At 69.4% G+C, this 12,958-nt stretch carries 12 protein-coding genes; 7 read left to right on the top strand and 5 right to left on the bottom strand.

Going from position 1 to position 12,958, the window contains the following annotated elements; translation table 11 throughout:
* Nucleotides 1–93 precede the first annotated feature (93 nt).
* Nucleotides 94–495: a VOC family protein gene (locus tag C5C17_RS00310; RefSeq protein ID WP_219820440.1), complete on the top strand. Its 402-nt coding sequence runs from the start codon at nt 94–96 to the stop codon at nt 493–495.
* A gap of 107 nt (nt 496–602) precedes the next feature.
* Here the strand turns inward: C5C17_RS00310 and C5C17_RS00305 are convergent, their stop codons facing one another.
* A complete protein-coding gene (locus C5C17_RS00305; RefSeq protein ID WP_104251391.1) occupies nt 603–2,213 on the bottom strand; it encodes an L-lactate permease in 1,611 nt (536 codons plus the stop codon).
* Between the two features lie 169 nt (nt 2,214–2,382).
* On the opposite strand from C5C17_RS00305, the gene C5C17_RS00300 reads away from it, so the two are divergent.
* Together C5C17_RS00300 and C5C17_RS00295 are read left to right on the top strand one after the other, a co-directional pair.
* The gene (locus tag C5C17_RS00300; RefSeq protein WP_258065754.1) at nt 2,383–3,627 is read left to right on the top strand and encodes a Fic family protein; all 1,245 of its coding nucleotides are present in this window, start codon (nt 2,383–2,385) and stop codon (nt 3,625–3,627) included.
* 53 nt (nt 3,628–3,680) lie between these two features.
* Nucleotides 3,681–4,196 (top strand): O-acetyl-ADP-ribose deacetylase, encoded by a 516-nt coding sequence (locus C5C17_RS00295; protein WP_104251386.1) that lies wholly within the window; start codon nt 3,681–3,683, stop codon nt 4,194–4,196.
* A 6-nt stretch (nt 4,197–4,202) separates the two neighbouring features.
* Here the strand turns inward: C5C17_RS00295 and C5C17_RS00290 are convergent, their stop codons facing one another.
* The gene (locus tag C5C17_RS00290; RefSeq protein ID WP_104251385.1) at nt 4,203–5,366 is read right to left on the bottom strand and encodes a glycerate kinase; all 1,164 of its coding nucleotides are present in this window, start codon (nt 5,364–5,366) and stop codon (nt 4,203–4,205) included.
* Between the two features lie 100 nt (nt 5,367–5,466).
* Here C5C17_RS00290 and C5C17_RS00285 point away from each other — a divergent pair, with 100 nt between their 5' ends.
* The 4 genes from C5C17_RS00285 (at nt 5,467) to C5C17_RS00270 (ending at nt 9,847) form a co-directional block, all read left to right on the top strand.
* Nucleotides 5,467–6,504, top strand: coding sequence for a LacI family DNA-binding transcriptional regulator (locus C5C17_RS00285; protein ID WP_104251384.1), 1,038 nt, complete (start codon nt 5,467–5,469; stop codon nt 6,502–6,504).
* Nucleotides 6,505–6,612: 108 nt separating this feature from the next.
* Entirely contained in the window at nt 6,613–7,770 is a 1,158-nt protein-coding gene (locus tag C5C17_RS00280; protein WP_104251383.1) for a Gfo/Idh/MocA family protein, read from the top strand.
* Nucleotides 7,767–8,972, top strand: coding sequence for a dihydrodipicolinate synthase family protein (locus tag C5C17_RS00275; protein WP_104251382.1), 1,206 nt, complete (start codon nt 7,767–7,769; stop codon nt 8,970–8,972). Before C5C17_RS00280 ends, C5C17_RS00275 begins: the two co-directional genes overlap by 4 nt.
* Nucleotides 8,969–9,847, top strand: a complete 879-nt coding sequence (locus C5C17_RS00270) for a sugar phosphate isomerase/epimerase (RefSeq protein ID WP_104251381.1) — start codon at nt 8,969–8,971, stop codon at nt 9,845–9,847. The genes C5C17_RS00275 and C5C17_RS00270 overlap by 4 nt, the downstream gene beginning before the upstream one ends.
* Nucleotides 9,848–10,014: 167 nt before the next feature.
* Here C5C17_RS00270 and C5C17_RS00265 read toward each other — a convergent pair whose 3' ends face one another.
* The 3 genes from C5C17_RS00265 to C5C17_RS00255 form a co-directional block, all read right to left on the bottom strand.
* The gene (locus C5C17_RS00265) at nt 10,015–10,839 is read right to left on the bottom strand and encodes an ABC transporter ATP-binding protein (protein WP_258065753.1); all 825 of its coding nucleotides are present in this window, start codon (nt 10,837–10,839) and stop codon (nt 10,015–10,017) included.
* Nucleotides 10,836–11,891: an ABC transporter substrate-binding protein gene (locus C5C17_RS00260; protein ID WP_104251379.1), complete on the bottom strand. Its 1,056-nt coding sequence runs from the start codon at nt 11,889–11,891 to the stop codon at nt 10,836–10,838. The genes C5C17_RS00265 and C5C17_RS00260 overlap by 4 nt, the downstream gene beginning before the upstream one ends.
* Before the next feature lie 64 nt (nt 11,892–11,955).
* The gene (locus C5C17_RS00255) at nt 11,956–12,807 is read right to left on the bottom strand and encodes an ABC transporter permease (protein WP_104251378.1); all 852 of its coding nucleotides are present in this window, start codon (nt 12,805–12,807) and stop codon (nt 11,956–11,958) included.
* Nucleotides 12,808–12,958 lie beyond the last annotated feature (151 nt).

The following is a 12,958-nucleotide window of genomic DNA, read 5'->3' as shown; positions in this document are numbered from 1 at the left end:
CCCCCCCCCCCCACTGCATGCCGGGGCTTCACAGTCGGGCAGGCGTTAGATGGGTGGCGGAGCGCGCTGCCCCGAGGCGCGCAGGAATGAGCGATGATGCCCACCTTCACGAACCTCCACCACGTCGCGGTCACCGTGCGCGACCTCGACGCGAGCGTCGCCTTCTACGAGCAGGTGTTCGGCTTCGAGCCAGTGACCGAGATCGACGACGAGACCCTGCACCGCACGCTGTTCGCGCTGCCCGGCGGCACGAACCTCGGGCTCACGCAGCACGATCGCGGCGACGATGCCGGGTTCTCCCCCTTCTCTCCGTTCTCGCCAGGCCTCGACCACCTCGGCCTCGCCGTCGAGAGCCTGGATGAGCTGGATGCGTGGGCGCAGCACCTGACCGAGCGCGGCATCGAGCACAGCGGCGTCGTCGAGGCTTCCTACGGCTCCGCGCTGAGCTTCAAGGACCCCGACCAGATCGCGCTGGAGTTCTTCGTCTCGAAGTGAGGCCCGCGTTCCGCAACGTTGTGGCAGAACGCTGGTCGCCGCGCTCGGAACCGCACCACGCCACAACTCTGCGCTCCTGACGTGCGCCGGACCAGCGGATGCGCGGGCTACCCCGGCAGCAGCACCGAGAGCGTGAAGCTCCACAAACAGACGACGGCGAGCATCCCGAGGCTGTAGCCGATGGAGGTCCGGAGGATCTCGCCCTCCCGCCCTGAGAGCCCGACGGCACCGGCCGCGATCGCGATGGACTGCGGCGAGATGACCTTCGCGGTCGTGCCGCCCGCCGTGTTCGCGGCGACCAGCAGCTCGGGCGAGACGCCGATGCGTCCCGCCGTCGCGACCTGCAGCGGCCCGAAGAGCGTGTTGTTGTTGACGACCGAGCCGGTGAGGAACACGCCGAGCCACCCGATGATGGGTGCGAGGAGCGGGAAGACGGGGCCGACTGCGGCGAGGGCGCTGCCGATGCTGGCCGACCCGCCTGAGGAGTTGGCGATGTTGGCGAGCACGAGGATGAGCGCGATCAGCACGAGCGCCTGCCAGAGCTCGCGGAGGGTTGCGACGAGCTCGTGCCAGAGGTCGGCGGCTTTGAGGCTCGGCGTCGTGAGGAACGACACGATGACGGCGAGCAGGATCGCGGTGCCGGTGGCGCTGATGGGCGCGAAGTCCCAGGTGCTGGCGACGGGGTCGCCGCTCGGCAGGGCGACCTGGCCGGTGAGTCCCGGGATGGGGAACTTGACGACGGCGGCGGCGAGGGGGCCGTCGGCGGAGAAGAGCTGCTTGAAGGCGGGGATGCTCCACACGAGGATGAGGGCGGTGAGGATGTAGAAGGGGCTCCAGGCGACGGCGATCTCGCGCACGCTGTGTCGTTCTCCGGCGGGTGCCGCTTCTCCGCTCTCGCGGAAGATACGCTTCGGCTGCCACACGCGGCCGAAGGCGAAGAGGGCGAGCATGGCGGCAAGTCCGGAGCCGAGGTCGGCCAGTTCGGGGCCGAGGAACCAGAGGACGCTTGCCTGCACGCCGCTGAAGACGACGCTCACGAGGAGGGTCGCCGGCCAGGTCTCGCGGAGGCCCCGCCAGCCGTCGAGGATGACGACGAGCAGGAACGGGACGAGGAACGTGAGCGGCTGGAGCAGGAGCATCATGGTGCGCGACATCTCGAGCACCTCGACACCCGCGACCTGCGCGCCGACGATCACGGGGATGCCGATGGCCCCGTAGGCGCCGGCGGCGACGTTCGCGACGAGCGACAGCATGGCGGCCTTCACGGGCTTGAACCCGAGCTGCACGAGAAGGGCGGCGCAGATGGCGATGGGCACGCCGAAGCCTGCCGCGCCTTCGAGGAACGCGCCGAAGGCGAAGCTGATGAGCAGCACCTGGATGCGCTGGTCGGGCGAGATGCCGGAGATGGATGCGCGGATCACGTCGAAGCGTCCGCTCGCGACAGCGAGGCGGTAGAGCCAGACCGCCATGACGATGATGTAGGCGATGGGCCAGATGGCGGTGAGGATGCCGAGGAGCCCGGACCCTGCGACGGCGGTTGCGGGCATCCCGAACGCGATCAGGGCGACGATGATCTCGGCGACGACGGCGATGCCTGCCGCGAGGATGCCCTTCATCTTGAGCGCCGTGAGGCAGACGAGGAAGACGGCGATGGGGATCACGGCGACGAGCGCGGACAGCCACGGGTTCCCGAACGGGTCGATGTCCTGCATCCACACTGCTTCAGTGACCACGGGAGGCTCCGTTCGCTGCGGGGCGGAGCGCATCGGGGAGAGCGCGCTCAGCTCTGCTGGTCACAGTAGCGGGCGCGGGTGTCCTGGTGCGAGCGTTTCCCCCCGGCACTGGCTTAGTGACACTTCCCGCGGGAAGTGTCACTAAGCTCGGACCATGATGACATCGGCAGGGAACCCATCTGAGCGGATGCTCGCCGTCCCCGCGGCCAGTTCGTCGCTGCACAGTTGGCGACCCGCTGATCCCCGGCTGTTCTCCCGTTCTGAGGTGAAGCGCCAGACCGGCACGTATTCGTCGGCGGTACCTGCACAGCTCTCGAACTGGTCACCGTCGCTCACCAGCGAGCTCGGCGCAGATCTCGAGGATGCGACCAGAGCTCTCAGCGACTTCGACCGCCGCACCGCGCTGGTGCTGGGCACGGGAAGCGCAGCGCTCGGGCCGATGTCGGCCATCCTGCTTCGGACAGAGAGCGCGTCCAGCTCGCAGATCGAGAACCTCACCGTGAGCGCCAAGCAGCTCGCGCTGGCTGAGATCGGTGCCGGTTCCTCCTCGAACTCGCGAACGGTCATCGGCAACGTTCGTGCGATGGAAGCCGCAGTCGCGCTGACGGAGCGTCTGTCCGTCTCGGCCATCCTGTCCATGCACCGTGAGCTGCTGACGCACCAGCCAGGCATGGAGGAGCATGCCGGTCAGCTCCGCAGTGAACTCGTCTGGATCGGGAAGGGGAATGCGGGTCCACGCGATGCCGACTTCGTCGCCCCCCAACCCGACCTCATCACCTCGGCGCTCGCCGATCTGCTTGCGTTCGCGGATCGCGTGGACCTGCCGGCTATGCTGCAGATCGCTGTCGCGCACGCGCAGTTCGAGACGATCCATCCGCTCATTGATGGGAACGGACGAACGGGCCGCGCCCTCGCACAGATCATGCTGCGCGCCAGCGGCATCGCCTCGCACACCACCGTGCCGCTTTCCGCTGGGTTGCTGACCGATCTCGATCGCTATTTCGATGCCCTTGGTGCGTTCAGGGCCGGGGACGCCGAGCCGATCGTGCGTACCTTCGCGGGGGCCGCGAGGTTCGCGGCAGCAGCAGGTGGGGACCTCGTGGATGCTCTGCGCTCGGCGCTCGACGAATCGCGCGAGCTCCTCGCGGGCGTGCGCCCCCAGGCGACCGGGTTGCGACTGCTGCCGCTGCTGGTAGGGCAACCGATCGTCGATTCGGCCTTCGTGCAGCGTGCTCTCGCCGTCGATGCCGTGACCGCGAATCGCGCACTGTCTCTGCTGACGGAACGCGGCGTCCTCACGGAGCTAACCGGCAGGCGCAGAGGGAAGGTGTGGCAGCACTCGGGGATCCTCGACGCCCTGGAGGACTTCGCGGCGGGCGTCCGACGCGCCCGTCGGTGATCTCAGCGCCGCATTCACCGGTTCCGTTGACGCCGTTGCGGGAGACTGCTCGCATGACGCGCATCGTGCCGATTCTCGGCGACATCACCCAGCAGGACGTCGACGCGGTGGTGAACGCCGCCAACAACGGCATGCGCGGAGGCGGGGGCGTCGACGGGGCCATCCACCGCGCGGGCGGGCCCGCCGTGCTGCGCGACTGCGTCGCCCGCTTTCCCGACGGGCTCGCCACGGGGGACGCCGGGTACACGACGGCCGGCGACCTGCCGGCTCGGTGGGTCATCCACACGGTTGGTCCGGACTACGGTTCGGGCCAGCGCGACCGGTCGCTGCTCACCTCCTGCTATCGGCGCTCGCTGGAGGTCGCCGACGAGCTGGGCGCGACGACGATCGCGTTCCCGCTCATCAGCGCCGGAATCTACGCGTGGCCGCTCGACGACGCCATCGCCGCGGCGGTCGACACCATCGCAGAATCGGGAACCCGCGTCGATGAGGTGCGCCTCGTGGCACGCGACCAGCAGATCTTCGCGGATGTCGAGCGCGCGCTCAGCGCTCGAGGCCTCGGCATCTGAGTCGCGCTAGCCCGCCACCTGGAACTCGAGGGCCTGCGCCATCCGCTCCCCTGCGACCTCGACCCAGTGCAGGGTCTCCTCCATGGCGCGCTGCCCCGACCCGGCGAGCTCGGACAGCGACAGGATGCTGACCCCGGCGAGCGCCAGGGCCTCGCGCTGCTCCGCGTCGAGCCCCACCCGCCCCGCGATCACTCCGAAGCGCGCGCCCTCCTCCTCCGCGAGCGCGCGCACGAGCGACGGCACCTTGCCTGCCTCGGACTGCGCATCGAAGCTGCCCTCCCCTGTGATGACGAGGTCCGCGCCCCGCACCAGCGAAGGCAGGCCGATCGCGTCAGCGACGGCGACGGCTCCCGCCGAGATCTCCCCGCCGATCGCGAGCACCCCGAACCCCGTCCCGCCGGCCGCTCCAGCACCCGGGTGGGCCGTGAGCGCGGCCACATCCCCGCTCGTCTCCGGCGCGCCGCCGAGCACCTCGGCAAGACGAGCGAGCCCCGCCTCGAGCGTCGGCACGTCATCCACGGATGCGCCCTTCTGCGGCCCGAACACGGCTGCTGCCCCCAGCACGCCGAACAGCGGATTCACGACGTCCGTCAGCGCGACGACGCCGTCGACGGGGAGCGGCGCGAGGCCGGACACGTCCAGCGTCTCGAGCGCGTGCAGCCCACCGTTTCCCGGAGGGATGACCGCTCCGGCACCATCGAGCAGTCGAACGCCGAGCCCCGCGAGGAGGCCAGCCCCGCCGTCCGTCGACGCGCTGCTGCCCAGCCCGACCAGCACGCGCCTCGCGCCGTGCTCGGTCGCGTACCTGATGGCCTGACCGAGCCCGACGGTCGACGCGCGGAAGCACGATTCCCGGTCGACCCGCTCGAGGAGGGCGATACCGCTCGTCTCGGCAAGCTCGACCACCCACGTGCCGTCGGGTAGCTCGACGAGCTCAGCATCCACCGGATCGCCGAGCGGCCCCTCGACCGTGACGACGACAACGCGCGCCCCTGGCACCGAACCCGCGATCGCAGCCGTCGTGCCCTCGCCCCCGTCGGCCATCGGCACCTCGACGCACTCATCGTCCGGCCGCGCGCGCTGCCATCCCCGCCTGATCGCTGCGGCGACCTCCGCCGCCGAGGCGGTGCCCTTGAACGAGTCCGGTGCGATGACGATTCGACGCTGCATGCCGCCAATCTACCGACGAGCCCAGCCCGAGGAAAGCGTTTCCCGCTAGGCTCCTTCTCGTCAGAGCGGCGCGCAACGCTGCACGCCGGGGAGGAGACTCGTGAGTCGGCACGGAAACCACGTCACGCTCGGTGAGGTTGCGCAAGCCGCCGGCGTCTCGATCGCCACCGCCTCGCGCGCCATCAACGGCAGCGCAGGCAGGCGCGTGAACGAGGAGATCAGGAAGCGCGTCCAGGAGACCGCGGACCGGCTCGGCTACTCGCCGAACCTCTCAGCGCAGGCCGTCGCGAGGGGCGCATCCTCGACCATCGCCGTCGTCGTGAGCGACATCGCCGACCCCTACTTCAGCGCCATCGCCGCAGGCGTCATGCGCGGGGCCGAAGAGGCGAACCTCATCGTGACGATCGCCGCGGCCGAGCGCAGCGTCACGAACGAGCTCGAGATCGTCCGCACCCTCCGCGGACAGCGCCCCCGCGCCATCATCTTGACCGGTTCGCGCCGCGTCGACGACCCGCAGCAGGGGGCGCTTGAAGAGCAGCTGCTCGCCTATGCGGCTTCCGGCGGGAGGGTCGTGCTCGTCGCCCAGGCCCCGTCGCCGTTCGACGTCGTCGAGCTTCGCAACCGTGCAGGCGCGCAGGAACTCGCGCGCCAGCTCGTCGGGCAGGGTGGACGCGAGTTCGGCATCGTCACGGGCCCGCTCGAGCTGCTCACGAACCGCGACCGCGTCGACGGGTTCCGTGAGGGCCTCGCCGAATCCGACCTCCGAGTCGACGACGACGCCATCATCTCGGCGGCGTTCACTCGCGACGGTGGCTACGAGGCCCTTCGCACCCTCCTCTCCCGGTTCCCGAACACGGACACGATCTTCGCGACGAGCGACCTCATGGCCACCGGCGTCCTCACCGCGCTCCGGGACCTCGGCAGGGAACCTGGTCGGGATGTGTCGGTCGCGGGCTTCGACGACATCGCGCTCGTCCGCGACGTCACGCCCCCGCTGACCACCGTCGTCGCGCCGTTGAGCGACATGGGCTACCGCGCGGTCCGGCTCGCTCTCGCCGAACGCGGTGAGGACGGGCCGGTCGTGCTCCCCGTCAACACGGCCGTCGTCATCCGGGAGAGCACGCCGCGGCGCAGCTGACGGCAGCGTGCCCCGCCGTTCGATCTTGTTCGTTCCGCTTGTCCTGGTAAGCGCTTTCCAATACGCTGATCTGAGCCTCAACGCCGAGGCTCAGACGAGAGGATGAATATGACCACGGACAAGCTCGGGATCATCGTCAATGGCGCGACGGGGCGCATGGGCTACCGCCAGCACCTCGTCCGCTCGCTGCTGGCGCTTCGCGACGAAGGCGGCATCCCACTCTCGGACGGGACACGCCGCCCGATCGAGCTCTACCTGGTTGCCCGCAACGAGGAACGACTTCGCGAGCTGGCAGCGAAGCACGGCATCGACAAGTACACGACCGACCTCGACGTGGCGCTCGCCGACGACGACTTCCCCGTCTACTTCGACGCCCTCATCACCCGCCTGCGGGTGCCCGCGATCCGCAAGGCCATCGCGGCCGGCAAGGCCATCTACACCGAGAAGCCGACCGCTGAGAGCTACGCCGATGCGCTGGCGCTCGCCGAGGAAGCCGAAGCCGCAGGCGTCAAGAACGGCGTGGTGCACGACAAGCTCTACCTGCCGGGCCTCCTGAAGCTGCGCCGGCTCATCGAAAGCGGCTTCTTCGGCGAGATCCTCTCGGTGCGCGGCGAATTCGGCTACTGGGTCTTCGAGGGCGACTGGCAGCCGTCGCAGCGCCCGAGCTGGAACTACCGCTCAGAAGACGGCGGCGGGATCGTCGTCGACATGTTCCCGCACTGGAACTACGTCATCGAGAACCTCTTCGGCGAGATCTCCTCCGTCTACGCGGAGACGCGCACCCACATCCCAGAGCGCGTCGACGAGGCGGGAAAGCGCTACACGGCCACCGCCGACGACGCCGCCTACGCGATCTTCGACCTCGTCGACGGCCCGATCGTGCAGTTCAACTCGAGCTGGACGGTGCGCGTCAACCGTGACGAGCTCGTCGAGATCCACGTCGACGGCACGCACGGCAGCGCCGTCGTCGGCCTCTTCGGCGCGAAGGTGCAGCCTCGGAACGTGACACCCAAGCCCACCTGGAACCCCGACCTGCGTGATGAGCACGACTACGCAGCCGACTGGATCGAGGTGCCCCAGAACGACGCCGTCGACAACGGCTTCAAGCTGCAGTGGATCGAGTTCCTCCGCTACGTGCTCGACGACGGCACGCACGACTACGACTTCCGCTCGGGCGCCAAGGGCATGCTGCTCGCCGAGGCCGCTCTCGAGTCGAACGCCGCGGGCCGCCGGGTGTCGCTGGCAAAACAGGGTGGCACCAAGTGACCGCGACGCAGGTGATCGACGGGTCGCGCCACGCGACCGGCACGCGCCTCGCGCTGGTGTCCGCCGACGGCGACGCGTCACGCGTGGGGCTTCTCGAGGCACCGGCGTTCCAGCGACCTGCGGGTCCGCTCCGCTCCCGGGAGCTGTACGCGGCGGCGCACGTCATCCCGCGACCGACGGGCGAGAACGTGCCGGGCGCACCCGCCGACATCGACTGGGATGCGACCCTCGACTACCGCAGGCAGCTGTGGTCGTGGGGGCTCGGCGTCGCGGACGCCATGGACACGGCGCAGCGGAACATGGGTCTCGACGCCGCCGCCACGCGGGAGCTCATCGCCCGAAGCGCGGCCGCGGCGAGGGAAGCCGGTGGCAGCATCGCCGTCGGCGTCAACACGGATTCCCGCACAGAGGAGGTGCTGACGCTCGACGAGATCGAGCACGCCTACCTCGATCAGCTGGAGTTCGCGGAGGCGCAGGGCGCACTGCCCGTCATCATGGCGAGCCGCCATCTGGCCCGCGCGGCGCAATCCCCCGCCGACTACCTCCGCGTCTACAACCGCGTGCTCGGAGCAGTTTCGTCGAAGGCGGTGCTGCACTGGCTCGGCACCGCCTTCGACCCGTCCCTGCGCGGCTACTTCGGTGCCGACGCCTGGCAGCAGGCGTCCGACCTCGTGATCGCCCTCGTCGAGGAGCATGCCGACAAGGTCAGCGGCATCAAGATGAGCCTGCTGGACGCGGACGCCGAGCGGGCCGTGCGCGCCCGGCTGCCCGAGGGTGTCACGATGTTCACGGGCGACGACTTCAACTACGTCGAGCTCATCGAGGACGACGCCAAGGGCATCCACTCGGACGCCCTGCTGGGGGCCTTCAGCGTGCTCGCACCGAACGCCTCCGCCGCCGTGCAGGCGCTCGACGCGGGCGACCCCGCGGAGTTCCGGCGCATCCTCGAGCCCACCCAGGAGCTCTCGCGCCAGGTGTTCGCCACCCCCACCTTCTACTACAAGACCGGTGTCGCATTCCTGAGCTGGCTCAACGGGCATCAGGATGCGTTCCAGATGGTGGGCGGCCTGCACGCCGCCCGCAGCCTCCCGCACCTCTCCCGCATCGTGGAGCTCGCGAACGCGTCCGGGGCGCTCGAACGCCCCGAGCTCGCCGCCGACCGCTGGCACTCGATGCTGCGCCTGAACGGAGTCGACGCATGAACCCGCATCCACGCCTGTCGATCAACCAGGCCACCATCAAGCACGCCTCGCTCCGCGAAGCCATCGACGCGACCGTCCGCCAGGGCGTGCAGAGCATCGGGCTCTGGCGTGAGCCGGTCGCCGAGGCCGGCCTCGGCGAGTCGGCGCGCATGCTCGCCGACTCGGGGCTGCGCTTCTCGAGCCATTGCCGCGGGGGGTTCGCGACGATGACGGAGGGACCCGAGCGACGAGCCGCGCTCGATGACAACCGCCGGGCCATCGACGAGACGGCGACCCTCGCGGCCGCCGGCGCCGATGGATCATCGGCGTCGCTCATCATCGTCGCTGGCGGCATCCCTGAGGGCAGCCGCGACCTCGTGGGAGCCCGCGGCCGCCTCGAGGAGGCCATCGCCGAGCTCGCGCCGGAGGCGCAGGCCGCCGGTGTGACGCTCGTGCTCGAACCGCTGCACCCGATGTACGCATCCGACCGGGCCGTGCTGTCGACGCTCAAGCAGGCGCTCGACCTCGCCGACCGCGTCGGCAGCCCAGCCGTTGGGGTCGTCGTCGACTCCTTCCACGTGTGGTGGGACCCGGATGCCGAGGAGCAGATCGCGCGGGCGGGCCGTGACGGACGCATCGCCTCCTATCAGGTCTGCGACTGGGCCACTCCCCTGCCCGCAGACGTGCTGCTGAGCCGGCACCTCCCCGGAGCCGGTGTCATCGACTTCGCGCGGCTCACGACGTGGGTGAACGACGCCGGCTACACGGGCGACGTCGAGGTCGAGGTCTTCAACGCGGAGCTGTGGGCGAAGGGCTTCGACGAGGCCGTCGCCGACACCGTCACGGCGTTCGGCGAGCATGTCGGCACGCACCTGGCTGTGCCCGTCCACGGCTGAGCCGGCCGTCGCGATCAAGCAGAGCGCCTGCCCCCACCCGGGGCAGGCGCTCTGCTGTATCCGTTCCGTGGTGCTCCGCCGCTGCCTGACCGCTCGCGCACGAAGAGGCCCGCCCACCGTGCGGTGAGCGGGCCTGGCCCTAGCGCGTCGCCGGTTCGGCGGGGCGGTCAGTCCCCACCCATGGGGCTGCCGAGCAGCTCGCGGATGCGACCGGCGACCTTGTGGAAGCGCGGGTCCTCGAGCGTCGGCTCGTACTCGCGTTCGCGAGGCAGGTCGACGTCGAACTCCTGGATGATCGTTCCGGGACGCGGCCCCATGAGGACGACCCGGCTCGCGAGGTAGACCGCCTCAGGTACGGAGTGCGTGACGAGCAGCACGGTCAGGTCGGTCTGCGCCCAGAGGCGCTGGAGCTCGACGTTGAGGTGCTCCCTCGTGAGCGCATCCAGCGCCCCGAAGGGCTCGTCCATGAGCAGCACGTCGGGGTCGTGCAGCAGCGCTCGACAGAGTGAGACGCGCTGCTGCATGCCGCCGGACAGCTCGTGCGGGAGCGCCTTCGCGAAGTCGGAGAGGCTCGTGAGCTCCAGGAGCTCGTCGCAGCGCCGGGATGCGGCCGCCTTGTCGAGGTTTCGCATCTCCGCCTGCAGCATGATGTTGCCGCGCACGTCGCGCCACGGCAGCAGCGCGGGACGCTGGAACACGAACCCGACGTCTTGCCTCGGCGAGGTGACCCGCGAGCCGCGGAGCTCGATGGTTCCCTCGGTGGGGATCGTGAGTCCGGCGACTGCCCTCAGCAGCGTCGACTTCCCGCATCCGGATGGCCCGACGATGGAGACGAACTCGCCCTTGCGGACGTGCAGGTCCACGTCGCGGAGCGCCTGCACGCTGCGACGCTTCGTCTCGAAGCGGATGCCGACGTCGTCGATGCCGAGGAGGTAGTCCTGGCTGCCGCCGGTCGAGGCGGGGGCGGTGCGCTCGTTGATCGTCATGCTCATTCTGCCGCTCCGCTTGGCTCGAAGCTGGCGTCGAAGTACTCCTCGACGGGCTTGGCCTCGTCGATGAGTCCCGCAGTGGAGAGGACGTCGATGGTCGCCTCCCAGTCAGCGGTCGTGTTCACACCGGGGGCGTTGCCGTCGCTGTCCGGCGAGGTCAGCAGCGGGATGGTGTTGTTCCACTGCTCGATGAGCACTTCGGCGGCGGGCATCTGCGGGTCCTTGCCGTCCATCGCGGCGACCGCGTCTTCTGGCGCCTCGGTGGCGGCCGCGTACGCTTCGGAGGTGGCGGTGACCATGTTCTCGACGAGGTCTGGGTCGCTCTCGATGAGGTCGGTGTTGGCGATGAGGCCGTTGCTGAAGAAGTTCAGGCCGACATCGGAGTACTTCAGGTAGGTGACGTCCTTGCCGCTCTGGGCGGCGATGGTCGGCCCCTGGTCGTGGGCGAAGCCGATGAGGCCGTCGACCTGCCCGTTGATCATGGCCGCCATCTTCCCGGCGGCGTCGAGGTTCTGCTGCGTGACGTCACCTTCTTCGAGGCCGGCCGCGTCGAGGAAGAGCGGGAAGGTCGTCGTCGGCGCGTCGCCGGCAGAGGTGGCGATCGTCTTGCCCTTGAGGTCGGCGGGCGTCGTGATGCCGGAGTCGGTGAACACCTGCACTGCGGACGGGGTGGTCTGGAGGAAGACGCCGACGCTGCGGATGCTCACGCCCTTGTCGATGTTGGCGAGCACGGCCGGGGTGTCGGCCCAGCCGAAGTCGACCTGGCCCTGGCCGACGGCCTGTGCCGTTTTCGTCGACCCTTGACCTGCCTGGATCGTGAGGTTGATGCCGTGCTCTTCGAAGATGCCCTGGTCGACCCCGTAGTAGAACGGCGCGTGCTCGCCGTAGGGGTACCAGTTGAGCATGAGGGTCACGTCGGTGAGGCCGCCTTCGCCTCCCGCGTCACCTCCGCCGGCTGCCGGCTCGGTGGATGCGTTGCCCGAGCAGGCGGTGAGCAGCAGGGCGCTGGCGGCGACAGCGGCGACGAGCCCGGTGCGGATTGTCTTCTTTGACATGAGGGGCCTTTCGTAGTTCGGTACGGGGTCTTGGGTGGGTGGACGCGGCAGCGCGGGGCGCGGATCAGCTCTCGAGGTTGCGGCGCGAGGCGTGCCAGGGCACCAGGAAGCGCTCGGCGACGAGGATGACGGCGAAGAGCAGGATGCCGAGGAGCGACATGATGATGAGGGCGGCGAAGAGCATGGCGGTGTCGACGTTGCCGTTGGCCTGCAGGATGACGTAGCCGAGGCCCGCGTTGGCGCCGACGAACTCGCCGACCACGGCACCGGTGACGGCGAGGGTCGCGGCGACCTTCATCCCGGAGAGCAGTTCCGGGAGGGCGGCCGGGAAGCGCACCTTCACGAAGGTCTTCCAGCGTGAGGCACCCATGGTGCTCGTGAGTTCCAGGATCTCCGGGTCGATCGTGCGGAGTCCGCTGATGCCCGCGATGACGATCGGGAAGAACGCCATGAGCACGGCGACGAGGATCTTGGGCTCGGGTCCGAACCCCATCCACACGATGAAGAGCGGGGCGATGGCGATCTTCGGGATGACCTGCGCGAAGAGGATGAGCGGGTAGAAGGTGCGCTCGAGGGTGCGCGAGTACACCATGATGACGGCCACGGCGATGCCGAGGACCACGGAGAGCGCGAAGCCGATGACGGTCTCGACCGTGGTCACCCACGTGTTGTCCCAGAGGTATTGCGGGTTGTCGGTGAACGCCGCGAGCGTGTCGGCCGGTGAGGGCAGGATGTAGGAGGCGACGGTTCCGGTCTCGGTCACGGCCCACCAGGCCGCGAAGGCGACGATCAGGAAGATGGCCGGGTAGGTGTAGCCGGAGAGCCCCTTGGCGATGGAGCGTCGTCTGGCGGGAGGGGGTGTCTGCGCGTCACTCGGCGAGCCGATGACCGGGGTGTTGGTGGTAGCGCTCGTCATGCGGAGCTCCTTACAGCGTTGTAAGAGTTGGATTCGGGTGAGGGAGCGACTGGCGGTAACCGCTTTCCCGACGGCTCAAACATAACGCGGAATGATCCGCGAGACAACCGTCAGTGATGCAGGGAGCGCTTTCCGTGGAGGTGGGCCTCTG

The organism is Pseudoclavibacter sp. RFBA6 (assembly GCF_002931575.1).
GTDB lineage: Bacteria > Actinomycetota > Actinomycetes > Actinomycetales > Microbacteriaceae > Pseudoclavibacter > Pseudoclavibacter terrae.
This window is presented reverse-complemented; position numbering and strand designations above follow the sequence as displayed.

Excerpts from the sequence above, each read along its gene's own strand:
- C5C17_RS00310 (WP_219820440.1), top strand. The coding sequence starts at position 94 with ATGATGCCCACCTTCACGAACCTCCACCACGTCGCGGTCACCGTGCGC.
- C5C17_RS00300 (WP_258065754.1), top strand. The coding sequence starts at position 2,383 with ATGATGACATCGGCAGGGAACCCATCTGAGCGGATGCTCGCCGTCCCC.
- C5C17_RS00295 (WP_104251386.1), top strand. The coding sequence starts at position 3,681 with ATGACGCGCATCGTGCCGATTCTCGGCGACATCACCCAGCAGGACGTC.
- C5C17_RS00290 (WP_104251385.1), bottom strand. The coding sequence starts at position 5,366 with ATGCAGCGTCGAATCGTCATCGCACCGGACTCGTTCAAGGGCACCGCC.
- C5C17_RS00280 (WP_104251383.1), top strand. The coding sequence starts at position 6,613 with ATGACCACGGACAAGCTCGGGATCATCGTCAATGGCGCGACGGGGCGC.
- C5C17_RS00270 (WP_104251381.1), top strand. The coding sequence starts at position 8,969 with ATGAACCCGCATCCACGCCTGTCGATCAACCAGGCCACCATCAAGCAC.
- C5C17_RS00265 (WP_258065753.1), bottom strand. The coding sequence starts at position 10,839 with ATGAGCATGACGATCAACGAGCGCACCGCCCCCGCCTCGACCGGCGGC.
- C5C17_RS00260 (WP_104251379.1), bottom strand. The coding sequence starts at position 11,891 with ATGTCAAAGAAGACAATCCGCACCGGGCTCGTCGCCGCTGTCGCCGCC.
- C5C17_RS00255 (WP_104251378.1), bottom strand. The coding sequence starts at position 12,807 with ATGACGAGCGCTACCACCAACACCCCGGTCATCGGCTCGCCGAGTGAC.